Below are 25,481 nucleotides of genomic sequence, written 5' to 3'. Positions count from 1 at the left end.
TTGAATCGTTTTATTTTAAATACTGAAATACAAGCGTTTATAAATAATAATATAAATGCTGATACTACTGCGTTGTTATTTAAAAAAACAGTTTTTTCTTCGGAAGAATTAAAACTAATAATAGACCAAATAGCAGCTAAACAACGTTGTTTAAAAAAGTTAAATACGTGGTTTAATACACCAAATATTTATTATCCTAATAAACTTAATATAGAGCAAACCTCGTCTGAGACTACAGCAAATTATAAAGCTAGTTTAATTCATGGCCTCTCTATAATAGACATAACTGGTGGCTTTGGGGTCGATTGTTTTTATTTTTCTAAACAATTTAAACAGGTTACCCACTGCGAAATAAACGAAACATTATCTAGCATTGTGGCGCATAATTACCGCCAATTAAAAACAGACACCATTAAAACTCTGCCAAAAAACGGAATAGATGTTTTAAAGGAAAGCAACACCAGTTTCGATTGGATCTATATCGATCCATCTCGTAGACACGACAGTAAAGGCAAAGTGTTTTTTTTAAACGATTGCTTACCCAATGTGCCTTTGCATTTAGATTTGCTTTTTAGCAAAGCAAATAACATCTTGATTAAAACATCACCTCTGCTCGATTTATCTATTGGTATTAACGAATTAAAGCATGTTAAAACCATACATATTGTGGCTGTAAACAATGAAGTTAAAGAACTTCTTTGGGTTTTAGAAAACCATTTTGAAGGAAAGATAACTATAAAAACAGTAAACCTTAAAAAAGAAAAAAACGAACACTTCAACTTTTACCTTGAAGACGAAAAGCTTATAGAACCTGAGTATAGTTTGCCTCTTTCTTATTTGTACGAGCCTAATGCATCTATTTTAAAATCTGGAGCTTTTCAATCTATTTCTAACAAATTAAAAGTCTGCAAACTTCATAAGCATTCGCATTTATACACATCTAAAAATTTAATAAATTTTCCTGGTCGTATTTTTAAAATTAAAACCATTTTACCTTACAATAAAAAAGCTATTAAAAAATTAGGTATAACTAAAGCAAACATAACCACACGTAACTTTCCTGAAAATGTACAGCAAATAAGAAAAAAGCTAAATATTAAAGAAGGAGGTCTTTTGTATTTATTTTTTACAACCGACCGTAACAATCAAAAAATAGTATTGATAACTAATAAACCTTAAGTTTAATCCATGACACTTCAAGAATTAACTGGTAAATATGCAATTACAGGCACTAACCAAGATGCAGAGTCTAACACCTATAAAGGCGTTCTTGATTTATCTATAAATGCAAACAATAGAATTGAAGCGAAATGGCTTATTAACCAAAACCAAGAACTTTTTGGTAACGGTTTTTTTAAAGACAATATTCTTGTTATTAATTTTAATTACAAAAGCGACAACACCATATTTAAAGGTGTAGTTGTTTACAAATGTATTTCTAAAAACATTTTAGATGGTTTTTGGTCTGAAAAACACGGAGATCCTAGGTATTTAGGCGAAGAACGCTGCTATAGAATGGATAGCCTTAAAGAAATGCTTAACTAAAAACACCTAATTACTTTAAACAAAAAACTGTTTACATGCTTTTAAAACAAAAGTTTACCCAAACACTTTACTTAGCGTTGTTACAGAAAGTAATATACTAATAGCTAATATTATAAACCCAAAAATGTTTTGCCTTAAAGTATTTTTATAATCGCCTAAAACCGATTTTTATTCATTATTTAGTTGAATTTAACGCATAAATAGCAAAACTCCCTAACCAATGCCCTCCCATATAATAGTCTCCAAAAATACTTGGTAACGAATAGTTTATATGCTTATTGGCTATATTATTTAAATGGCTATATTCTGGCAAGCCTTCTGCTATTTTATTTAAACTCCAAGCTCTAGAAAAATTTACACCATCTAAATGCACCAAATGCCCATCGGTTCTATCAGAAACTACTCCAACATCTAAAGTAAAATTTTCATTTTTCAAATTTGGTAAAAAAGTTTCTAACCAAGATTTAAATTCATCATTAGGTAAAAGTCGTTTCATTAGCGCTGCTTCTTCTAAGCAAGGCGATAAAAAGTCGCTTCCGCTAGGCTCCCAAGACATAGGGCAATTTTCATCTTTCAAATAGAAAAAATTAGCGCGTTTTTTTATGGCTGTTTGTAAAGCTTCATTGCTTACAGCAACTGCATAATCGTAAGCAAACGATAATCCAAAAGCTGTGTTAGTATGGGTACCTACACGTTGAGGATAATTTAGCTTAGGTAAAAACGCCATATACTTTTCTACTATTAATGCTGTTAAAGGTTCTAGGTGAGCTTCTAAAACCCTCGCTGTATCATCATCCCAAGTATGCAATTCTTCGGCCAACTTTAATAACCAAGCCCACCCATAAGTACGCTCGAAAGATTTGTTATGCTTACCCTTAAAGTAAGCTACCTCTGCAGCTATATTGTCTTTCGTTATATTAATAAGTAAACGCTGTTTTAATGTTTCTACATTTTCTAGGTTTGGAAAAGACTTTAACAGACTTACTAAACTCCAATGCCCATGAACAGACGAATGCCAATCGAAACAACCATAAAAAGCAGGATGTAATTGGGTAGGCGACTTTAAATCTTGATCTCCTGATAATGTTTGAGACAACCTATTAGGATACTCTGTATTTATACAATGTAAAGGTAGTTGTGCCAACTTTTTTGCTTGTTCTAAATTAAGCACAGGAGCTTTAACCTTTTCTACAATAACTTTTTTATTTGCTTTTGGTTTTTCCTTTTTTGCAGATTCGCAATTAAACAAAAAAACAGCTAATACTATTACTAAAATATTTTTCATGATATAAACCTAAGAATTGTTAACTACAAATTAAGTAACAAATATTACTTAATTAAGATTACTCTTTACAATATACTTTTAAAGCAAAGTATCATACAGATTTAACCAACAAGAACAATTAATCGACAGTTAAACTCTTAAACATGTCGACAAATGGTAAACACCTACTATCTATTTCCGTTAAACGACAGAAACTGTTTAACAACCGAAAAACAAAAAAAATCACTCTCATAGCCCTGTATTTTAGCAGTGTAACAAATCTCTTAAAACATGAAAAAAGCATCTTACTTTATTAAAGCTCTAATTTTAATTGTAACAATATCTTCTTGCTCTCCAGAAGAACAAATAGATAATACAAATTTTAATAATATTGAAAACAGCACTCTAGAATTAAATGATATTGAAAACGAGATATTAGAAAAAATAAACAATCATAGAGCTTCTATTGGTTTAAATATTTTAAAAATTAATAATGAAATAAAAATTCAAACAGAAAACCATACCATATACATGATTAATAAAGATAAAGCTTCTCATGATTATTTTTATTCAAGAAAAGAATATTTAATTTCTCATGCTAAAGCTATTAAAGTCTCAGAAAATGTAGCTTATGGATTTACCTCTGCAGAATCTGTAGTAAATTCTTGGATTAAAAGCACAGTGCATGCACAAAACATAGAGGGAGACCACACCCACTTTAACATATCTGCAAAAAAGAACACTAAAGGCAAATGGTATTATACTAATATTTTTATTAAAAAATAATAATCCTTTTTAATCTTTTAAAACCTTCTCATTTTCAAAAAATTAAATAAAAAACGTATTATAAACCTGAATATAATATCTTAACTTTTATTTTTTTCACGCAACTATTTCGTGGTTTCACCATCTTCTAAGTGAATTAAAAAATATATTACCATGAAAAGAAGAATTTTATTTGCAACATGTTTAACAATGATGTCTTTAACAATTATGAGTTGTGACAGTGATGATGATGGTCCTAATTGTCCGGAGCCATTAACAGGCGAACTTAATACCACAGAAACTGAATTTACAGGAAAATGGAGCTTAACAAATATTGAAGCAGATGATGAAGTCGATTTAACTGATGACTCGGTTGATAATCCTAGTACCAATATATTTGAACAATATTCTGCATGCCAACGCGATAATGTTTACGAATTTAAAAACGACAGAGCTTATTCTTTTAAACAAGGAAGTACTGAAACCGACTGCACAAACACCCAAACACTTAGTGGTACATGGATGCTAAACAACAATATTTTAACTTTTGTAGCATTATGCACCTCGCAAAGTATAAATATTGATTTAAATGATGATAATAACGAATTTGTAATAGAAAGCAATTACACTTTTGTAAATGTAGACAACGAAACGATTAACACTAAAGTTGTTTTTACTTATCAAAAAATGGATGACCCACAATAAAACTAAGTTATAGTCTTCAATTATTTTTAAAATAAAAAAAGAACAAGTTTACTATAAACTTGTTCTTTTTTGTTAAACATAGCATTAAATTTTGGCAACTTTAAATGCTTTAATTTTTCTCTTCTTCTTTGTTTTAAAAAAGTACTTACTATTATATTTATTCTGCTTTTTAAATAAATTACATATTTACCATTTCTAGCGCATTATTATACTTTCTTATATACATTTTGAACTTAATTCTTAGAATCCAAAATTTATAAGATAACTTTTTTCTAACTCTTTTAATTTTAATTTGTCCATCCTTCATAGCCTTAATTTTTATACAAAGATATAAAAATTTACAATTAAGACATGTTTTGTTTACATTAATTTAACATTAGGATTTTTAAATAATGAATAAATCACAACAAAAACCACTAATATTCAAGCAATTAAACACACCACCTCTAGCTACGCTGTTAAATTGGTAAGTTTACATAGTGTGTTAGCTAATTTTTATTGTTTTACTTTAGGCTACAAACAGAATACTTGTATTACCTATTAACCAAAACCTATTTAAGACATTAAATTACTACCCTAGCCAACCGTCGCGATCTAGGCTTCGATATTGTATGGCTTCACTTATATGCGAACCATTTACTGCTTCTACACCTTCTAAATCTGCTATAGTTCGTGAAACTTTTAAAATTCTATCATACGCTCTTGCAGATAAATTTAAACGTTCCATAGCTGTTTTTAAAAGTTGCTTAGAGTTTTCATCTAAAACACAGTACTTTCTAATTTGTTTAACATTCATTTGGGCATTATAATGTACGCTATCAGATTCTTGAAAACGTTTAGTTTGTATTTCCCTTGCTAGGGTAACTCGTTTTCTAATATCTACAGAAGATTCTCCTTTTCTATCGTCACTTAACTTATCAAAAGGTACAGGTGTTACCTCTATGTGTATATCTATTCTATCTAATAAAGGTCCTGAAATTTTCCCCATGTAACGTTGCATTTCTGCTGGAGATGATGTTATGGGAGCATCTGGATCGTTAAAAAAACCACTCGGACTCGGATTCATACTCGCCACCAACATAAATGATGATGGGTATGTAACGGTAAACTTTGCTCTAGATATAGTTACCTCTCTATCTTCAAGCGGTTGCCTCATAACTTCTAAAACTTCTCGTTTAAACTCAGGTAATTCATCTAAAAACAAAACGCCATTATGAGATAATGAAATTTCACCAGGTTGCGGATAACTTCCACCACCAACTAAAGCCACATTACTTATGGTATGATGCGGACTTCTAAACGGACGTTGAGCCATTAAACCCGTATCTTTAACACGACCAACTACAGAGTGTATTTTTGTTGTTTCTAATGCTTCATGAAGTGTCATTGGAGGCAAAATACTTGGCAATCGTTTTGCCAACATAGTTTTACCAGCTCCGGGAGGTCCTATTAAAATAATATTGTGGCCTCCTGCTGCTGCAATTTCCATACAACGTTTTATACTTTCTTGCCCTTTTACATCGGAAAAATCGAACTCAGGAAAATCTAAGTTTTTCTCAAATTCTTCTCTTGTATTTATTATGGTTTGCTCTAAAGGTTCTCCTTTATCAAAATAATCGATAACTTGTTTTATATTTTCTACGCCATAAATTTCAAGATTATCTACAATAGCAGCTTCTTTTGCGTTTTGAGAAGGTAAAATAAACCCTTTAAAACCTTCTTCTCTTGCTTTAACAGCAATAGGCAAAGCGCCTTTTAAGGGTTGTAAACTCCCATCTAAAGACAATTCGCCCATAATAAGATATTTATCTAAATTCTCTGCCTTTATTTGGTCGGTAGATGCGAGAATACCAATAGCCAAGGTTAAATCGTAAGCACTTCCCTCCTTTCGTAAATCGGCGGGAGACATGTTAATTATAATTTTCTTTCCTGGAATTCTATAACCGTTATTTTGAAGCGCAGCAGCTATTCTAAAATTACTTTCTTTAATGGCATTGTCTGGCAATCCTACTAGATGATACCCTATTCCTTTATCTACATTAACCTCAACTGTTATTGTTGACGCCTCTACACCGAACACGGCACTAGCAAAAACTTTTTTAAGCATATATTTAGTTTACAGCTTAAATTTAAGAAAAGTATTTTTAATAGTTATAATCAAAAAAGAATCCTCTTAAAAAGAGGATTCTAAACACTATAACATTTGACCTATACTTTAACTCAAATTATTAAAGTATATTTTTTTATTTTGTTCCGTTTAAAAATTTAGGTTTAATAACTAACATAGCCCATCCCCAATTTTGAGAACCCGCTGCAGCATCCTCTGTAATACCTTTTAACTCGTACATACCATCTGCAGCAAACATTTGCGAGTATCCTAAAACTAAAGCGTAGCCTTTAAATGCCTTTTTGTAAACCAAATCTATTTCTGTTCCTAGTGATTTTTCGCCACTTGCCAACTCTTGCTCTCCGCTAAAGTTTAGTGCCTTTACCATTAAGCTAGACGTATCGTTTAATTTAAAGTTTGCACTAACATGTACATCAAATAACCCCACCGAATTAGCGTGGTTTCCTACGTAAAAATAATCCATAAAGCCATTAAACTTATGGTTAGTTCCATATAACGGAAAGAATGCACCTGTTTCTCCAGCATCTCCATCGTTACCACTAATAATTTCAAGTCCTGCGCCTAAACCTACTTTAGCCGATGCTTTATACGTAAAATCTAAACCTAAAAGGTAAGCACCTTTAACATCTACTTCGCCTTGTCTTTCTCCTGTTTGTAAAAAAGCGTTAGCTGCAATTCCAAAATCTCCAGTTTTATAATCTAAATGTGTTCCAAAAGTTTGTAAACTACTTGTTCCATCAACTTCTTGAAAACCATTATTTAATAACAATAAACTACCAGAGAAATTCTCCCAAGCTTGCTTTAAATATAAGTACTGCATCGTCTTATACGAAAAGAAACCTGTTGTAGCATAATTTGTACCAACCGACTGAAAACCTGTAGGGTTAGAGTAATCTTGATTAAATGCTAAACCCGCATCTAACATAAATTTATCTTTTTTATACTTTATAATTGCAGCATCATGATTACGACCTTGCTGTGCCCAATCTAATCCTCCAAATATTCTTTGATCATCATAAGAGATAACTTGGCGCCCCACTTTTGTAGACCAGCCTTCGCCTAAATTAATATCTGCCCATGCTTGAAAAACAGCAAAGGAGTTGTTTTGATCGAAAGGCAAAATTTGTCTATTCTCTCCCCACACCATAATATCTTGAAAACTTACATAAAACTTGTAAGCTTCAGTATTATACCCTGCATTTAATCTTACACGAGTAGAAATACCAAAACCTGCATCTGCATCGTCTGCAATAAGGCTACCAAAACCATTTCTATACTCTGTTCTTGGCCTAAACTCTCCATCTAATGTAAACTGTGCTTGTGCAAATTGGACCATTAAGGCCACTAAACCTATTAATACATATTGTTTTTTCATTGTTTTAGTTTTTTAATTTTGCTTTAATTGTTGTTGTTGTTGTTGTTGTTTGTTTTTACAAATATAAAATTGGCTTTCTGCCTATATTATGACAAAACTCATGTTTGCCTATGCTTTTAATGCTCTAAAAAGTCTATTAAATGCTTTCTGTATTTATAATAATCGTCGTGCTCTAAAACCGACTTACGTGTTCTTGGTCTTTTAAAATCTACATTTAACACATCTCCTATTTTTGCTCTAGGCCCGCTTGTCATCATAACAACACGATCTGCCAAGAATATAGCTTCATCTACATCGTGCGTAATCATTACAGCTGTAATTTTCTCTTTATTCCAAATTTCAATCAAAATGTCTTGAAGCTCCCCACGTGTTAAAGAATCTAGCATACCAAAAGGCTCATCTAATAATAAAACTTTAGGTTTTATGGCAAATGCTCTAGCAATACCAACACGCTGTTGCATACCTTGAGACAAATCTGATGCCCTTTTATAAAACGCATCCTCTAAACCTACTTTTTGTAAATAATACTTTGCAATATCATTACGCTGCGCTTTTGTTGCATCTGGAAACACTTGGTTTACACCTAACAATACATTTTGCAAAGCAGTCATCCAAGGCATTAAACTTGGCGCTTGAAAAATAACACCTCTATCTGGTCCTGGGCCTTTAATGTGTTTTCCTAAAACAGAAATATGACCTCCAGAAATTTCATTTAACCCAGCTATCATAGACAACATTGTTGTTTTACCACAACCAGAATGCCCAATAATGGTAACAAATTCTTCTTTTCTAATTTGAAGATTTAAATCTTCAAGAACCACATAATCACCTTTTGGAGTTGGGTATACTTTCTTTAGATTTTTTAAATCTAACATCACATCATTCGAATGAAACAATCTGTTGTCTGTTAGAGTTTCAGATTTTGGTGGACTTCCTATTATTATACTCATCTGATTATCTTTTTTTAAAATTGGTTAACAAAATCTTTAGGCGTTAAATCTGGTAAAACAATAGACTCGCTCGCCTCGGCTTTACGCTCGTTACCTATATCCATTAAATACTCAATAATGGCATTTCTTGTATCCTTAAAATTTTGATTATCGTTCATTTCCGTTTTATCCCTTGGCCTTTCTATATCAATTTTAAATTCTGGACCAAGAGTAGCGTTTGGACCTGGGCGTAAAGGAATAATTCTATCTGCCATATAAATTCCCTCATCTACATCATTAGTAATTAGTAAAGCAGTACGCTTATCTTTGCCCCAAATATTTAAAATTTCATCTTGAAGATTCCCACGCGTTAAGGCATCAAGAGCACCAAGAGGCTCATCCATAATAATCATCTCCGGTTTCATTGCTAAAGCTCTAGCAACAGCAACACGTTGCCTCATACCTCCAGATAATTCTTTTGGGCGTTTATTAATAGCTGGCGTTAAACTTACCATCTCCACATAATCGGCAACAATTTCGTTTAACTCCTTCTTGCTTTTTTTAGGAAAAGCTTCTTTTACCGCCATAAATACATTTTGCCCAACCGTAAGCCATGGTAATAACGAGTAGTTTTGAAAAATTACTCCGCGCTCGTGGCTTGTACCTTGTACCGGTTCGCCTTTAAATAAAACCTCTCCTCTTGTAGGCTCTATAAGTCCGTTTATTAAGTTTACTAATGTTGTCTTTCCAGAACCTGTAAACCCAACAATAGCAACAAATTCGCCTTCTTCTATCGTTAAATTAATATTCGATAACACCTCGGCTTCAGTATCACCTTGTCCGTAAGTTTTATGTATGTTATTTAATTCTAAATATGCCATTTTTTCTATGTTTAACTGTTAATTTTGTCAATATGTTTATCCAATTCCGATTAAACAATTCAACATCACTATTTGGGCGTTACCACAAGGGTCGGGCTTTACAATACAAGTCCTCGCTTCGTGCCTTCGCTGTGGGCTTTCCTTTGCAATCCCTAACGCTGGTTAATCTTCCATAATCAGTCTTTAACTATATACTAATTACTGCTTTGCTTAATTGCTCAATTATTAACACTTTTATTTTAAATACTTAAGCAATTCAACATTCATTAAATAGCGTCTGTTTTATCAAAAGACACCCAGTTTTGAATAGTTAACATAAATCGGTCTAATAAAAAACCAATAATTCCTATAACAAACATGGCAACAATAATTTTCGCGTTCGAGTCGTTTGCTCCATTTTGGAATTCTTCCCACACAAACAATCCTAGACCAGGACTTTGCGCTAATAATTCTATGGCAATTAAAACCATCCAGGCTACAGATAGGGTAATTTTTAAACCTGTAAAAATTAACGGTAAAGACGATGGTAATACCACCTTAAATATTTTTTGAAACGTACCTAGCTTTAATACTTTAGCAACATTTATATAATCTTTATCAACACTAGACACACCCATAGCAGTATTTACCAAAGTAGCCCACATAGAACATAAACCAACACTTATAAACGAGATTGTAAACGAGCTATCTTCATTAGAGTCTATTAATAACGTCTTAACAATCATAAATACAAGCAAGTACCAAACTACAGGAGAAACAGGTTTAAAAATTTGAATAAACCAATTAAAAGCACTTTTTAATGTTGGACTCAACCCTATAAAAATACCTAAAGGCACTGCAATTAATAAGGCTAATAAAAACCCTGCAAAAACCGTTTGTAAACTTCTAAATATTTGATCTACAAAAGATGGTCTACCCGTATAAGTAATTGCTGCCTTACCTTCTGCAACACGTTTAGCATTTAAAACAGCTGTTTTTTCTTTAAAAGCTGCTTTATCTGCACTAATTATGTTATGGTCTTTTAATAAAGATTTATATGATGCCCAAACTTGAGATGGAGATGGCAATGTATTTGGTTGGCATGTACTATCTCCAGATGCTATACAGGCAGCCAATTTATCGGCCTCTACCTGCCCTTGTTCTGTAAGTGCCTTTTCAATTTTAAAATCTGCCTCAATATTATACAACGCTTTAGCCCCCATGTGCCATAACCCTATAAACAATAATATAGAGGCCAGTGGTACAATAACTTTACGTAAAAAGTTTTTAAAATCTTCTTTATCTAATTTTCCTGTAAATAAATCTGATAGGGTTTTAAAAATGCCTAACCCCATAAATTTAGTTATTTTTCCTAATGTTAAACTTGCTTTCATGGTCAAATGTTTTTTGTAAGATTCTTTAAAAAGCGGTACAAGAAGTTATAATTGAGCCTGCCGAAGTATTTTTACCAATTTTAAAATCGGTTTCAACAAGCTCAACTTAACAAACAAAATAAACTGTGCTTAAATAATTATCTTACTAGTTATAATTATAGGTTGGTTATTTATCTTTATTTCCTATAGAAAAGCTATTAATGTATCCTATCGGATCTTTAGCATCAAAGGAAGTTCCGTCAATAAAATCAGCAGTTGCAGGTTTGTAGCCATCTGTAGTTGGCACATCACTAGCAGGAATATGTCCTTCTGCAACTAATAAATCTGCTGCTTTTTTCCAGATATCTGGTCTGTAAATATCTTTAATCGTATTAGCATACCAATCTGCTGGTTTTGCATCAGGAATTTGTCCCCATCTACGCATTTGAGTTAAGAACCAAATACCATCAGAATAAAACGGATATGTTGCATTGTATTTATAGAATACATTAAAGTCTGGCATATCGCGCTTATCACCTTTTTCGAACTCAAAAGTACCTGTCATAGAATTTGCTAATACTGCTTCTGGAGCACCAACATATTGAGACATTGCCAATATTTTAACAGCTTCTGCCCTGTTACTTGGTTCGTCTAACCACTTACCAGCTCTAATTAAAGCTTTAGTAACAGCAATAGCTGTGTTTGGGTTATCTTCTACAAACTTTTTTGTCATTACAAATACCTTCTCTGGGTTGTTCTTCCAGATATCGTAATTTGTTGTTACTGGCACACCAATACCTTTAAATACAGCTTGCTGGTTCCATGGCTCGCCTACACAGTATCCATATATAGTTCCTGCTTCAAGAGTTGCTGGCATTTGTGGCGGAGGCGTAACAGATAGTAAAACTTCGGCATCAATTTGCCCCTGTACGTTATCGGCAGTATACATTCCTGGGTGAATGCCAGCTGCTGCTAACCAATATCTAATTTCGTAGTTATGCGTAGATACAGGAAATACCATACCCATTTTAAACGGTTTTCCAGAGTTTTTATATTCTGTTATTACTGGTTTTAAAGCATCTGCCTTAATAGGATGAACCGGTTTACCATCTGCCCCTTTTGGTACATTAGGTTTCATTTTAGACCAAACGTCGTTAGATACAGTAATACCATTACCATTTAAATCCATAGAAAATGAGGTTACTAAATCTGCTTGACGTCCAAAACCTGCTCCAGCTGCAATTGGTTGCCCTGCTAACATATGAGAGCCATCTAACTGACCATCAATTACTCTATCTAATACGTTTTTCCAGTTTGATTGCGCTTCAACCGAAACAAATAATCCTTCATCCTCAAAAAAGCCTTTTTCTTTAGCAATTGCTAAAGGTGCCATATCTGTTAATTTAATAAAACCAAATGTTAGCTGTGGCTTTTCTATGTCTAATGTTTTTGTTTTAGAAACTTCTGCTGCTGCTTTAGGCTCTACAGTGTCTTTCTTTTTCTCTTTACCGCCACATGCACTTAATAGCACAGACAATGATAAAGCTAAAGTCGATTTTGTTAATAATAATTTCATTTTGTGTAGTTTTAATTATTTACTAAGTATTAATACTTATTTGAGACAAATATATAAGTAGAATAGATTCTATAAAATGCTATTCCACATGTATAAACATCTTTTTTAACATATTAAAACCTGCCAAAAAACATAAAACAACCATAATTAACTATATAACAGCTATTTAAATATTAAAAACAAAACTAAGTAAAGAAACTTAACAACCGTAAAAAACTACGTAAAAACACTATCTACATACAAAATAGCAGTATAGATTATAAAAAATAAGATGAAAAAACCATGAAGTATGATGAAAAGCAAGAAATAAAAACTCTTAACTACCTAAGAAATAGTTGTGTTCGCTAATCTCGTTTTTAAGAGACTGTACATTTGGAATGCCAATTCGTTTACCTTTAGCAGAAATTAATCCTTCTTTTTTTAAAAGTGAAAATACTCGAATTACCTGCTCTTCGGTTGTGCCTGCGTAATCGGCATATTCTTTACGACTAAGAGGTAAATTTAAGTAACCGCGTAAATCTCCAAATTTTCTATGGATGTATAATAAGGTATCTATTACACGCTCTCTTACCGTCATTTGAGAAATAGTTTTCACCTTAGACTCACTACGATTAAGCTCATTAGCATAGAAGAGCATCATTTGATAACTTAACTTTGGACTTTCCATTAAGGCCGCTTGAAGTGTGTTTTTAGAAAAGTAACATAAAACGGTATCTTTTAAAGCTATGGCACCAATAGAATAATACTCTTCGGTACCAAAACCACGATGACCTATTATTTCTCCTTCTTTTGCAAAACGAACTATTTGTTCTCGGCCATTAATGCCTGTTCTAAACACCTTAACAACACCTTTTAACACAAAAAACAATCCATTTACCGGAGCGCCTTCAATAATAAATTGCTGACCTTTTTTACAACGAATATCACTCTTTTCGTTAGCTAGACTAGATTCCTCTAAATCTTGAAAAGTATTCTTCATTAAACAATTAGCATTTTCACAAAGCGCACATGGCGTTTCAAAAGACGAACGTTTAGCAGACTGAGTTTTATATGTATTTAATTGTGTATCTCGCATATTTATTTTTGAGCAACCTTAACAAATATAAGTATTAATACGTATTTAATACATTCCTTACTTATTTTTAGCAATTTAGTAAGTCTTCTATTTATTTATTGAACATATAAAATAATTTGAAGTCTATTTTTAATATATACATAATTAAAAATAACAATACACTATTTAAAAACCTTTCTTCTAAAGTAAGCTAGAACTGTTAAAATCACCATTAAAGCTGCTAATACATAAACAAAATTTGGTATTGGTAACGGATCTCCTGCTGCATAACTATGTAAACCAGATAGATAATAGTTAACACCGAAAGAGGTCATTATAATAGACCAAAAAGCGAACATACTGGCAACATTTAGAACAAAATTATTATTTAATTTAGGTATAAACCTTAAATGCAGCACTATAGCATAAACAATAATACTTATTAATGCCCAAGTTTCTTTTGGATCCCAAGCCCAATAGCGTCCCCAAGACTCATTTGCCCAAACACCGCCTAAAAAGGTTCCTACAGCTAAAACAAATAGACCAATAGTCATGGCAATTTCGTTAATATAACTAAGCTCTTTAATTTTAATTTCTATAATTCCCTTTGTTTTAGGCGTTTTAAAAACATAGAGTAATAACGCCATTAAACCCAATATAGCAGCTAAAGCCAAAGGCGCATAACTACTCACAATGGTTGCCACATGTATTTTTAACCAATATGATTTTAACACAGGCATTAAATTAGTAATCTCTGGGTTTAACCAATCAAGATAACTCACAAATAGTAAAGCACCAGAAAATAGGGTAGCTAATGGTAACGAAAAATCAGATTTTCTAAATGTAAGCAAACCACATAAAAGTAATACCCAAGATACAAAGACCAACATCTCGTATCCATTACTCCATGGTGCGTGCTGTGCCACATACCAACGTAAAATAATATTACCTGTAAAGCATAAAAACGATACTAGTGTTAAAATAACAAGCGTATTATTAAAAAATTCAATAGCTTTATTTTGAACAAACATTTTAACAATAGCAAGTGCTAACAACACCAAGCCAAGTGTAAAAAACACCTGAAACAGCCAAAAATTAATATTAGCTTTATTGTACCAAAGCTCTGCTTCTATACGTTCTGGAGTTGGTATTACACTAGCACCTAAAACCTCCTGATACTTTTTTATATACATTAATTTTTCGTGAGCACTATCATACTTAAGTGTTACAATGTCATTAAAATAAGATGGTATGATGCTTTGCGCAAACTGACCGTCTTCCTCTGGGAAATCTCTAAAATGATGCTTAAAACTAAACCATGTATTATTGGGATCGTTTTTATTCGGAAAAATTTTCAAATAATTTCCTGCAAATAAGTTATATAAAATATTAAATCGTTCGTCTACTTTTAAAACCTCTTTATCAAATTCATTTCGTTCTGCAGGTTTCTTTTTGTTTGCTTCTTCAACCTGTGTCGTTAAAATATAATCTCCTTTTTTGTCTAACAAACTCTTATAAGGTAAAAGTCCGTTACTACCCACAATAACATCTTTAAAAATAGATCCAGTTTTGTCAAAATCCACTTTTACAAGCGGTATATCTTGCCAAACATAAGGCGCTATATGCATTGCTAAAAAGGTCTGATTTGCATCAAAAGTTTTCTTTTCTCCATCTATTTGATAAGAAAAACTCGATTTTCTAGATATTTTTCTTAAAAATTCTGATCCTAAAGTATTAACCGGTTTTATTCTACCATCTAAATCTTGAACTAAAATTCTACCAAAATAATCGGCATGCGCCTCATCTATTTCTTGAGATTTTATAAGTTGTACAATTCTTGTTTCGGTTGAATCGACTACCTGTTGGGCAAAAGACGTTTGCAACCCAAAAAGTAAAATTATAACCGTAACATATTTCTTTTTTAAATGCTTTAATTTTCTATTTATTAAATGAAAGCGCGATGTTTTACCAAATAATGTAAAAAACATACCCAATGTCATTAATAAGTACCCTAAATAAGTAACCCAAGTGCCTAAACTATCATGATTTACCGAAAGCACTGTACCTTTTTCATCAGTATCATAACTGGCTTGAAAAAAACGATAACCACCATAATCTAACACATTATTCATAAAAATTCTGAATGGTATTTCTTCATCTTTATCCAAAATTGTGACCTCGCTTGCATAAGCAGACGGACTAGATGAACCAGGATAACGCTCTAACTGAAAATCGTTTAATTGTAATGAAAACGGTGTTTCTATAGCTCCTGCTCCATATGATAAAATAATTCGTAAATCGTCAATATTTACGTCGTGGTGTGTTGGTAAAAAACCTTCTCTGTATAATATATTTAGAGGTTTAACTTCATTATTAACAGAGACATTAACGAGCAGCGCATCGTCTTTAGTTTTATCGTTTTCTTTATAGTCTTTAGATTCACTTTTTAATTGAAACATGCCACTTTCGAAATACGTTAAAGGCACAAACGAAATATCTCCCGACCGATACAAAGTTCTTAATGTAATAGCTTGCAAACTATCTTTAGAAATTTTTCCTGCTTGCTGAGTAGACATAATGAAGAAATCTAAATCGTGTGGCGAATCGATACTAAAAGCGCCATTTTTTTCTACAATATTTATAATGCCTTTTTTATCAGAATTAAATCCTATTTCGTGTTGATGCTCTCCTATTTTTTCAATCTCACCCTTTTTAAGATAAATAGTGTTTCTTCCATTACCTGCGGTTACTACCATTTCTAAAAGTGGTTCGCCATGCGCCTTATCTTCTACAACTTCTGCTATAGCATCTTCAACATATTCTTTAAAAGATACAGTAACATCAGCACCTTCAAAATCTGTTTTTATAGTAAAATCGTTATTTTTTATGGAAGCAAAAGACAATTTTTTCTTCACCGTTTTTGATGTTTTACCATCAGTAATGGTGAGTGATAAAAAGTTAGTATCTGAGATAACCACATTAGACGATTGCCCTTCGCGAATACGCATAACACCACCATAAGACGTATAACGCGTAATACCTGCTCCTAAAACAATAATGATAAAAGCCAAGTGAAATAGAAGTATGGCCCATTTTTCTTTCCGAAGTAAATTATACTTATAAATGTTGGCTATAAACGCGATTACTAAACCAACCATAACGACCTCAAACCACCAAGAATCGTAAATTATAATCCAAGCTGTTTTAGTGCCATAGTCGTTCTCTACAAAAGTAGCAACTGCCATAGCTATGGCAAAGGTTAATAATAAAAGTAATGCTAAACGTGATGATGAAAAAAACTTGTATAATTTCTGCATAAATTTCTATAAAATAAGAAAGATAGCTTTTGGCGATTCTATAATAAATCATCTAAAACTATCTTTCTAATAACAAAAAATGGTTAATAAATCCCCTTAATTATTTAAAGACACATCTTTTATTCCGTATTTAGATTCTCTTTCTTTGGCTGCTTCTAACCACTTAGGCACTAAGTTTTTCTTGAACTCTGCTTTTTCTTTTCTTAAAGCTTCCATATCTAAACCAATATATTCTTGAGCTTTTTCTTTGGTAGAAATATCTGGCATATCTACAGGTTGGTTATACCCCAAATTGGCAAGTAATCGTGCTAATTTTACACGTCCGTCTTGTATAATAGTAAATCCGCTACCAATAACACGAGCTGTTTCTACAGGCGAGTGAAAAGAAGCTCCGTGAGATGCTGCTGCATAATCCCAACGCCATTGTGCATGACGAATATCCATTAAAATATCTTTCATTTGTTCTTCTGTTGCTCCTAAATCCCACGCTTTTTTAGCTTCAACATGTGCTTTTACTAAAAAGCCCTCTAATTTCAATCTGTTTTCTGCTGTTTTACGTTGGCGATCGTAAACATTCATTTTTAACTTATCTGCATCTTCCCTATGGCATACTTGGCAAGCATTAGACACGTTGTTTAAAGGTGATTGAATATGGTGATCGGTAAATTTTTGTCCGCCTTCACTTTTATATGGCATATGGCAATCTGCGCAAGACACACCGCGATCTGCATGCACACCTGTTAAATAAGTTTCGTAACCTGGATGTTGTGCTTTAAGCATTGGTGCACGACTTAATTTATGTGTCCAATCGCTAAACTCGATAGCATCATAATATTCTTCCATAGCCTCTACAGACATACCGTTTTTCCAAGGGAATTTTAAATATGGTACACCTTCTTTTCCTGGTAATTTTTTATCAAAATAATACTCTACGTGGCATTGTGCACAAACCAAAGAGCGCATTTCTTGGTGGGTTGCTTGGTTAATATCTTTCCCCATAGCATCAAAAGCTTCAACTAATGCTGGTCGAGAAATTGCTAATTTCATTGTTTTAGAATCGTGACAATCGGCACAACCAATAGGATTTACAATCTCTTCACCTTTATCAGCCCATTTTCCAGAATAGAATTCTGCAATACCTTTCTCATTCATTAAACGTGGTACATCCGGACTTTTACAAGTCCAACAAGTAGCAGGCATTGGTCCGTCTCCTTCTCCTTTTGGTCCTCCTGTACGTAATGTGTTGGTAATATCTGTAATGGCATTCATGTGTCCTCTACCCTGACTATAATCTTTAGAAAAACCATATCCAGCCCAAAGCACAACTAAATTTGTGTCTTCATCTAACATATCCCGCATGGCTGATCCACCTTGATACGTAGCAAAACTAGTATCAGCAGTTTGTAAAAACGACTGATATTCCGCAGGATAATTTTTTCCCCATTCAGCATTTCTTGGCTCATTCTCTCCTATCTCAACCTGAGGAACATATTTATATTTAGCTTCATTCTTTCTATTAACAATACTAGATGCTAATAAACCTAGTAGAAATACAACTACTGCTGTTACGATAAATAAAACCTTGTTTTTCATGTATTAAGTTTAATTATTTTAATAATCTATTTGGTTTTCATTTCTTTCTCCAACCAGTTTGGAATCACTGCTTCTTCTGTATCTGTTGGTAATGGCGCAATATTATTTTTTATTGTTGAAATACCATGAACAGTACCATGAGGTACTTCTTGGTGGCAAGACCAACATTGCCTTTCTGTTCTGTTTTTAGCATGATCTTTTATATAACCATCGTATTTTACCTGAGTAACCTGCTGTATATGACAACGAATACAGTTGTTTTGAACAACTTCTTGAGACTCCTTTCGCATAAACATAACCTCTGGCTCTGCTCTAGCGGTAAACACAGATGCATGAAACAAACCATCTTTAGCCTTGAAATAGTACATGTTAAAAATATTATTGTGCGGTACATGGCAATCGTTACAGGAAGCCCATTCTCTATGCGAACTGTGCATCCAACTATTATAAACGGGCGTCATAACATGGCAATTTACACAAGCCAAAGGATCATCGGACATGTAAGAGACCAACTCAGCTTCCTTTGTCATAAACATACCTAAACCTGTAATTACAGCTATAAAGAATACTGCTACGGTTCGCCATCTCGATTTTTTATTTGGTAATAGTTTGTTTTGAATATTCACATGTATAAATTATCAAGTTCCTATATTACTCTGTTCTAAATATTCTAAATACCTAGGGGCAAGATGCTTTATTAACATAAAATCTTACTCATAACAAATTTGATATTTATTGTTAAAAAAAAACATGACAGTTGTCATGTTTTAAAATATTTATCAAAACTTATTTCGTTATATTTGTCAATACATAACGATATTTATCATGATTTCTATAAAAGAAGCAATTTCAATAGTAAAACAAAATACCAAACCTTTGCTAAAAACTACAGTAAAAACGGTAGAAAAAGCAGGTGGATATCTATTATCACAAGATGTTATGTCTCCTATAAATATGCCTCCATTTAATCAATCTGCAATGGATGGTTATGCTGTTAATTTGCATAATAACGATTCTTATAAGTTAATTGGAGAAATTCAAGCAGGCGATAATATGCAGCCTACTTTAAAACCAGGAGAAGCTATACGCATTTTTACAGGCGCACCAGTTCCAAATTCTGCAAATGCTGTTGTTATGCAGGAAAAAGTTAAAGCCGAAAAAAATATAATTTATATTGAAGGTGCTATAACTATAAATCAAAACATTAGACCTTTAGGAGAACAAGTGAGGCAAGGTGAACTAGCTTTAAAAGAAGGTACAAAACTAACGCCAGCAGCTATTGGTTATTTAACCTCTTTAGGTGTATCGACCGCTTCTGTTTATAAAAAACCTTCTATAGCTTTAATTACCACAGGAAACGAATTAGTAGAAGCTGGTAACGATTTAAGTTACGGTCAAATTTATGAAAGCAATTCTAAAATGCTTTTAAGTGCGCTTTACAACTTGAAATTTTACGATATAAATAGCTATAAAGTATCAGATAATTATAGAAAAACAGTTAACTCTTTAAAATTGGCTATTACAGAAAACGACCTTGTTATTATTACAGGTGGCATATCTGTAGGCGATTACGATTTTGTAGGCAAAGCTTTAAAAGAATTACACGTGCAAGAGCTTTTTTATAAGGTAAAACAAAAACCAGGAAAACCTTTATTCTACGGAAAAAAAGATGACACCCAAATTTTTGCTTTACCAGGAAATCCTGCTGCTGCGCTTACTTGTTTTTATGTTTATGTGAATATTGCTTTGCAAAACATGATGAATAGAGATGCTATTGAATTACCACGAGTGCAAGCTAAATCGGTATCTCATTTCGAGAAGAAAGGCGATAGACCTCAATTTTTAAAGGCTATTTACACTAACGGTGAGGTAGAAATTCTTGAAGGACAAAGCTCGGCTATGCAACAAACCTTTGCCTTATCAAATTGTTTGGTGTTTTTAGATGAAGATGAACAAGAAATTGCTATTGGCCAAACCGTTGAAACTATAATTTTACCCGAATAATATGAGTTATAAAATTAGAAGTAGAATTTGGATTGAAGCTAAAAACCATGTGCTTTTGGGTGAAGGTAGAGTGCAATTACTAAAAGCTATAGAAACAGAAGGCTCCCTATCTAAGGCTGCAAAAAATTTAGGTTTATCTTATAAAAAAGCGTGGTCTTTAATAGACTCCGTTAATAAATCGGCAAAAGAACCTGTAACCATCAATAGCACAGGAGGAAAAGGTGGCGGTGGCGCAGAATTAACAGCTTATGGCAAAAAACTTATTGCTGCTTTTGATGAAATAAATCAAAATTGCTGGAACTTTTTAGATTTACAATTATCAAAATTGGAAGAACTTTAAGGTATAAAATTGCCTAAAGTTTAAAATACTTAAAGTGCCTAAAGCTTAACAATTATGGATAACAAAGAGTTTGCAAAAAAATTAGAGTTTAGAACTAGACAGTTTGGTATTTCAATTATCAAATTATCTAGTTCACTTCCAAATTCTATTGAAGCAAAAGAACTTTTAGCATTATTCACGTCAATCTCAAATAAATTATAAGGTATTTATGAAACAACTAATTTTAAACTTAACCAACACTTTAGACACTTTATACTTTTTAGACACTTAAAAAAATGCTTCAAAACGAACACATATATCTTTTTCTACTCATTCTCCCTATAGTATCCTTCTTATATTCTAGTGTAGGTCATGGTGGTGCTAGCGGATATTTAGCATTAATGGCTTTATTTTCGTTTGCTCCAGAAAGCATGAAACCCACTGCCCTATTGCTTAACCTTTTTGTAGCTGGCATATCATTTTACTATTATTATAAAGAAGGATTTTTTAATAAAAAGCTATTCGTTTCGTTTGCAATAGCCTCCATTCCTCTAGCATTTTTGGGTGGCACTTTAGAGGTCGATGCTTCTTTATATAAAAAGATTTTAGCAGTATTACTTATATTCGCCATTTTAAAAATGCTGAATGTTTTTGGTAAAGAAAGCGACAGTATTAAACAAGTTAAACTTTGGCAAGGCCTTGTTGTTGGTGGTATAATAGGCTTCTTTTCTGGACTTATTGGTATTGGTGGCGGTATTATTTTAAGTCCGGTAATTTTACTTCTGCATTGGGGAAAAATGAAAGAAGCAGCAGCTGTTTCTGCCTTATTTATTTGGGTTAATTCTGCCTCGGGTTTAATTGGTCAATTAAGCAGTGGTGTTATTCTAGAAAAAGAATCGTTTCTTTTGGTTGCCATTGCGCTAGTTGGAGGTGTTTTTGGCGGTTACTATGGTAGTAAAAAAATTAACAACCAAATATTAAAAAACATACTTGCTTTTGTTCTAATCATAGCTTGTGCTAAATTATTTCTCACATAAAATGATAGATAAAAACAACATAACAGGTATTATTCTTGCTGGCGGAAAAAGCTCTCGCATGGGCACAGACAAAGGTTTTATTAAACTGAATGACAAATATTTTGTTCAATATAGTATTGATGCCTTAAAGCCTTTCGTTTCCAAAATCATGATAGTTTCCGATAATCCTGATTACGATATATTCGGTTTAAAACGTATCAACGACATCACAAAAAACGCAGGCCCTATTGCTGGAATTTGCTCGGGTTTAGAAGCTTCAAAAACGGAATATAACGTGATTTTAAGTTGCGATATTCCTTTAATTACCTCTGAAATTGTTGAAAAATTAATTAGAAATATTGATGATACGTCTCAAATAATTCAAGCAGAAAGCAAAGGAAAAACCATGCCTTTAATAGCTATTTATAAAAAGGAAATAACAAAGACATTCAACGACTTTTTAAAAAAGGAAGAAAGGCGTTTGCGTGTTGCCATAAACAGTTGCATTTCGAAAAATGTAATACTAGAAAAAGATCAAGAATTAACTACTATGAACGTGAATACTCAACATGAATTAAAAGCAGTTAAATATGCGTATAAACATTAAATACTTCGGGCAAATAGCCGAATTAACTCAGATTGAAGAGGAATACATGGAGTGTTCTGGACGCTTGGTTTCAGATTTACTAGAAACTCTAAATTCTAAATATGACGCTTTAAAAACGAAAGATTTTAAAATAGCACAAAACCAAGAATTAGTTTCCGCCGAAACCGAATTAACAGGAGCAGAAATTGCTTTATTACCGCCCTTTGCAGGCGGATGATTTATTAAAATTACTGAACGTATGAATCGATATAACAGACATATTATTTTACCCGAAATTGGGCAAGTTGGTCAAGATAAAATTTCTAACGCTAAAGTACTGGTTATTGGCGCTGGTGGTTTAGGGTGTCCAATTCTTCAATATCTTGCTGCTGCAGGTATTGGCACACTTGGTATTATAGATTTTGATGTGGTAGATGTAACCAATCTGCAACGTCAGGTTTTATATGGAAGTTCTTCTTTAGGTAAAAATAAGGCGTTTGCTGCAAAACAACGCTTAGAAGATTTAAATAACGAAATTACTATTAACGCTTACGCGGAAAAACTAACGCACAAAAACGCAGTTAATTTATTTAAGCAATACGATATTATCGTTGATGGATCTGATAATTTTGATACCCGTTATTTGGTAAACGATGCTTGTATTATTGCAAACAAACCACTCGTTTTTGGTGCCATTTATAAATTTGAAGGTCAGGTTTCTGTTTTTAACTATAATAACGGACCAAGTTACCGTTGCTTATTCCCAAATCCGCCAGAAGAAGGCGCTGTTCCTAACTGTTCAGATATTGGTGTTTTGGGCGTTTTACCCGGAATTATTGGAACCATGCAAGCCAACGAAGTTTTAAAAATGGTTTTAGAATTAGGAAGTGTTTTATCAGGAAAATTATTGTGTTACAATGCACTAACCCTTCAAAATTCGACTTTAAAAATTAAACGATCGGAAGCCACAATTAAATCGGTTTTAAAAGATAAAGACAATTTTCAAGATAAAACACCTGTAGATTTTAATTGTGATGTGGCTGTAGAACCTATCTCGATTAAGGAAGTAATTAATAAAGATAATATCCAATATATCGATATTAGAGAAACGCATGAAGAACCTAAGGTTGATGCATTAAACATTACTTACATTCCGCTTAGTGAACTAGAATCTCGTTTAGATGACATAGATACAACTAAAAAGAAAGTGCTTTTTTGTCAATCTGGAATGCGCAGTATTCGTGCAGTAGAGCTTTTACAAGAATTAGAAATTAATAATTGTTTCAGTTTGAAGGAAGGCGCTCAAGAAATAAATGATACCTACAAGGTTTTAAAAACCTCGCAGGATTAATAATGCAAAACAACACGACCTACAAGGTTTTAAAAACCTTGTAGGTCTAATCTAATAAAACCCACTTTTTTTAGGGTAATAAAAACATAAATTATGAAAGATAAAAAACCAAAAAGTGTATTCAAAGAAGGTGCTATAACCTCAGATTTTATAGGAAATTCCATTTATAAACATCAAACAAAAACCAGCATTGGCGCACATAATATTTTTCTTGGTCAAGTAAGAGCAGATGAGATTGATGGAAAAACGGTAGCTGCAATAGATTACACGGCGTACGAAGATATGGCGAATGAAAAATTTCATGATATTAGAGAATCGGCATTTGAAAAATTCGATTTAACATGCATGCACATTTACCATAGTTTAGGCACAGTAAAAGCAGGCGAAATCTGTCTGTTTGTATTTGTATCCTCACCAAGAAGAAAAGTAGTTTTTAAAGCTCTAGAATATATTGTTGAAGCTATTAAAGCCGATGTTCCTGTTTTTGGAAGAGAAATTTTTGAAGATGAAAGTCATCAATGGAAAGTCAACTCTTAATAATCTTCAATTGTTAATTAGTCCAAATGCTTAATCATTAAAAAAAGTAACTAATGGCATATACATTTTCATTTTAAAAATTGATTGTTTGGATAGAATCAAATTATAATATCAAAAAAATTAAATTTTATTGAAGATAAAGATTATCAAATAATAAGAGCCGAAATTAAAAAAATCTCGAATAAGCTTAATGCTTTACCAAAATCACAGTTAAACAAATAAAAAATTCAACCAATCAACTCATCCACATATAATGGTCGACATCACACATAAAGCAACCACATTAAGAACCGCAATTGCGCAAGCTGTTGTAAAAGTTAGCAAACCCGAAACCATAACAGCAATTAAAAACGATACCGTTCCAAAAGGAAACGTATTTGCCATGAGCAAAGCTGCTGGTTTATTAGGCGTAAAACGCACACCAGATATTTTACCAGATTGTCACCCCTTACCTATTGAGTTTACAGGTGTAGAATATAAAGTCGATGATTTAGAAATTACCGTTTTGTTTACCGTAAAAACGATTTACAAAACTGGAGTTGAAGTTGAGGCCATGCATGGTGCCAGCGTTGTAGCTTTAAACATGTACGATATGCTAAAACCTATTGATAAAGGCATAGAAATACACGCGATAAAATTATTAAAGAAAAAAGGCGGAAAATCAGACTTTAAAGATTCTTTTAGAAAAGATTTAACTGCTGCAGTTGTGGTGTGTAGCGATACCATTTCCGCTGGTTATAAAGAAGATAAAGCAGGAAAAGCAATTATTAACAAACTTGAAAGTTGCGATGTTAAAATAGCTGAGTATGTAATTATTCCTGATGAAGCAGAAATTATTCAACAAAAAGTAAAAGCTTACCAAGAACAAGGTATGGATATAGTAATTTATACAGGTGGCACCGGACTTTCTGGACGCGATGTTACACCCGAAGCCTTATTGCCCTTATTAGAACGAAGAATCCCAGGTATTGAAGAAGCTATTAGGTCTTATGGTCAAGAGCGCATGCCATTCGCCATGTTATCTCGAAGTGTAGCAGGCACTATTGGAGATACTTTAGTTTTGGCTTTACCAGGATCTACAAATGGCGCAAAAGAATCTATGGATGCTATATTTCCTGCGGTTTTACATAGTTTTAGAATATTAAAAGGAGCGAGACACGATTAAAATTGTTTTTACTCGTTGT

General features: G+C 32.7%; 24 protein-coding genes. 13 read left to right on the top strand and 11 right to left on the bottom strand.

Features of this window, described 5'->3' with window-relative positions:
• A complete protein-coding gene (locus tag ABD715_RS01250; protein ID WP_344786141.1) occupies positions 1-1,179 on the top strand; it encodes a THUMP-like domain-containing protein in 1,179 nt (392 codons plus the stop codon).
• A 9-nt stretch (positions 1,180-1,188) separates the two neighbouring features.
• The gene (locus ABD715_RS01245; RefSeq protein WP_344786139.1) at positions 1,189-1,545 is read left to right on the top strand and encodes a hypothetical protein; all 357 of its coding nucleotides are present in this window, start codon (positions 1,189-1,191) and stop codon (positions 1,543-1,545) included.
• Positions 1,546-1,720: 175 nt separating this feature from the next.
• On the opposite strand, the gene ABD715_RS01240 is transcribed toward ABD715_RS01245, so the two are convergent.
• Positions 1,721-2,830: a DUF2891 domain-containing protein gene (locus ABD715_RS01240; protein WP_344786137.1), complete on the bottom strand. Its 1,110-nt coding sequence runs from the start codon at positions 2,828-2,830 to the stop codon at positions 1,721-1,723.
• Positions 2,831-3,100: 270 nt separating this feature from the next.
• Between ABD715_RS01240 and ABD715_RS01235 the strand changes: the two genes are divergently transcribed.
• Both ABD715_RS01235 and ABD715_RS01230 read left to right on the top strand, forming a co-directional pair.
• Positions 3,101-3,595, top strand: a complete 495-nt coding sequence (locus ABD715_RS01235; RefSeq protein ID WP_344786135.1) for a CAP domain-containing protein — start codon at positions 3,101-3,103, stop codon at positions 3,593-3,595.
• 153 nt (positions 3,596-3,748) lie between these two features.
• On the top strand, positions 3,749-4,279 hold the full coding sequence (locus ABD715_RS01230; protein WP_344786133.1) for a DUF5004 domain-containing protein: 531 nt from the start codon (positions 3,749-3,751) through the stop codon (positions 4,277-4,279).
• Positions 4,280-4,850: 571 nt separating this feature from the next.
• Here the strand turns inward: ABD715_RS01230 and ABD715_RS01225 are convergent.
• From ABD715_RS01225 to nrfH, 10 genes are all read right to left on the bottom strand, one after another.
• Positions 4,851-6,386: a YifB family Mg chelatase-like AAA ATPase gene (locus ABD715_RS01225; RefSeq protein WP_344786132.1), complete on the bottom strand. Its 1,536-nt coding sequence runs from the start codon at positions 6,384-6,386 to the stop codon at positions 4,851-4,853.
• A 136-nt stretch (positions 6,387-6,522) separates the two neighbouring features.
• Positions 6,523-7,782 (bottom strand): alginate export family protein, encoded by a 1,260-nt coding sequence (locus tag ABD715_RS01220; protein ID WP_344786130.1) that lies wholly within the window; start codon positions 7,780-7,782, stop codon positions 6,523-6,525.
• Positions 7,783-7,898: 116 nt separating this feature from the next.
• A complete protein-coding gene (locus tag ABD715_RS01215) occupies positions 7,899-8,732 on the bottom strand; it encodes an ABC transporter ATP-binding protein (RefSeq protein WP_425567943.1) in 834 nt (277 codons plus the stop codon).
• A 14-nt stretch (positions 8,733-8,746) separates the two neighbouring features.
• A complete protein-coding gene (locus ABD715_RS01210) occupies positions 8,747-9,592 on the bottom strand; it encodes an ABC transporter ATP-binding protein (RefSeq protein ID WP_344786129.1) in 846 nt (281 codons plus the stop codon).
• Between the two features lie 266 nt (positions 9,593-9,858).
• The gene (locus ABD715_RS01205; RefSeq protein WP_344786127.1) at positions 9,859-10,965 is read right to left on the bottom strand and encodes an ABC transporter permease; all 1,107 of its coding nucleotides are present in this window, start codon (positions 10,963-10,965) and stop codon (positions 9,859-9,861) included.
• 166 nt (positions 10,966-11,131) lie between these two features.
• Positions 11,132-12,520: a CmpA/NrtA family ABC transporter substrate-binding protein gene (locus tag ABD715_RS01200; RefSeq protein WP_344786125.1), complete on the bottom strand. Its 1,389-nt coding sequence runs from the start codon at positions 12,518-12,520 to the stop codon at positions 11,132-11,134.
• A 316-nt stretch (positions 12,521-12,836) separates the two neighbouring features.
• Entirely contained in the window at positions 12,837-13,595 is a 759-nt protein-coding gene (locus ABD715_RS01195; protein ID WP_344786123.1) for a Crp/Fnr family transcriptional regulator, read from the bottom strand.
• Between the two features lie 161 nt (positions 13,596-13,756).
• On the bottom strand, positions 13,757-16,891 hold the full coding sequence (locus ABD715_RS01190) for a cytochrome c biogenesis protein (protein ID WP_344786121.1): 3,135 nt from the start codon (positions 16,889-16,891) through the stop codon (positions 13,757-13,759).
• A 96-nt stretch (positions 16,892-16,987) separates the two neighbouring features.
• Positions 16,988-18,484 carry an ammonia-forming cytochrome c nitrite reductase gene (gene nrfA, locus ABD715_RS01185; RefSeq protein WP_344786119.1) on the bottom strand — a complete coding sequence of 499 codons (1,497 nt, stop codon included), beginning with the start codon at positions 18,482-18,484 and terminating at the stop codon, positions 16,988-16,990.
• Positions 18,485-18,510: 26 nt separating this feature from the next.
• Positions 18,511-19,110 (bottom strand): cytochrome c nitrite reductase small subunit, encoded by a 600-nt coding sequence (nrfH, locus tag ABD715_RS01180; protein WP_344786117.1) that lies wholly within the window; start codon positions 19,108-19,110, stop codon positions 18,511-18,513.
• 199 nt (positions 19,111-19,309) lie between these two features.
• On the opposite strand from nrfH, the gene ABD715_RS01175 reads away from it, so the two are divergent.
• The 9 genes from ABD715_RS01175 (at position 19,310) to moaCB (ending at position 25,462) form a co-directional block, all read left to right on the top strand.
• Positions 19,310-20,488 carry a molybdopterin molybdotransferase MoeA gene (locus ABD715_RS01175; protein WP_344786115.1) on the top strand — a complete coding sequence of 393 codons (1,179 nt, stop codon included), beginning with the start codon at positions 19,310-19,312 and terminating at the stop codon, positions 20,486-20,488.
• A gap of 1 nt (position 20,489) precedes the next feature.
• Positions 20,490-20,828: a winged helix-turn-helix domain-containing protein gene (locus tag ABD715_RS01170; protein WP_344786113.1), complete on the top strand. Its 339-nt coding sequence runs from the start codon at positions 20,490-20,492 to the stop codon at positions 20,826-20,828.
• Positions 20,829-20,882: 54 nt separating this feature from the next.
• Entirely contained in the window at positions 20,883-21,029 is a 147-nt protein-coding gene (locus ABD715_RS01165) for a hypothetical protein (RefSeq protein WP_344786112.1), read from the top strand.
• 74 nt (positions 21,030-21,103) lie between these two features.
• On the top strand, positions 21,104-21,844 hold the full coding sequence (locus ABD715_RS01160) for a sulfite exporter TauE/SafE family protein (protein WP_344786110.1): 741 nt from the start codon (positions 21,104-21,106) through the stop codon (positions 21,842-21,844).
• Between the two features lies 1 nt (position 21,845).
• Positions 21,846-22,430, top strand: coding sequence for a molybdenum cofactor guanylyltransferase (mobA, locus tag ABD715_RS01155; protein WP_344786108.1), 585 nt, complete (start codon positions 21,846-21,848; stop codon positions 22,428-22,430).
• A complete protein-coding gene (locus ABD715_RS01150) occupies positions 22,414-22,647 on the top strand; it encodes a MoaD/ThiS family protein (protein ID WP_344786106.1) in 234 nt (77 codons plus the stop codon). The genes mobA and ABD715_RS01150 overlap by 17 nt, the downstream gene beginning before the upstream one ends.
• A 21-nt stretch (positions 22,648-22,668) precedes the next feature.
• Entirely contained in the window at positions 22,669-23,760 is a 1,092-nt protein-coding gene (moeB, locus tag ABD715_RS01145) for a molybdopterin-synthase adenylyltransferase MoeB (RefSeq protein WP_344786104.1), read from the top strand.
• Positions 23,761-23,853: 93 nt separating this feature from the next.
• Positions 23,854-24,297 (top strand): molybdenum cofactor biosynthesis protein MoaE, encoded by a 444-nt coding sequence (locus ABD715_RS01140; protein ID WP_344786102.1) that lies wholly within the window; start codon positions 23,854-23,856, stop codon positions 24,295-24,297.
• 253 nt (positions 24,298-24,550) lie between these two features.
• Complete coding sequence (gene moaCB, locus ABD715_RS01135; protein WP_344786100.1) at positions 24,551-25,462, top strand: bifunctional molybdenum cofactor biosynthesis protein MoaC/MoaB; 912 nt, start codon at positions 24,551-24,553, stop codon at positions 25,460-25,462.
• The last annotated feature ends 19 nt before the right edge of the window (positions 25,463-25,481 follow it).

The organism is Postechiella marina (assembly GCF_039538365.1).
Classification (GTDB): Bacteria; Bacteroidota; Bacteroidia; order Flavobacteriales; family Flavobacteriaceae; genus Postechiella; species Postechiella marina.
This window is presented reverse-complemented; position numbering and strand designations above follow the sequence as displayed.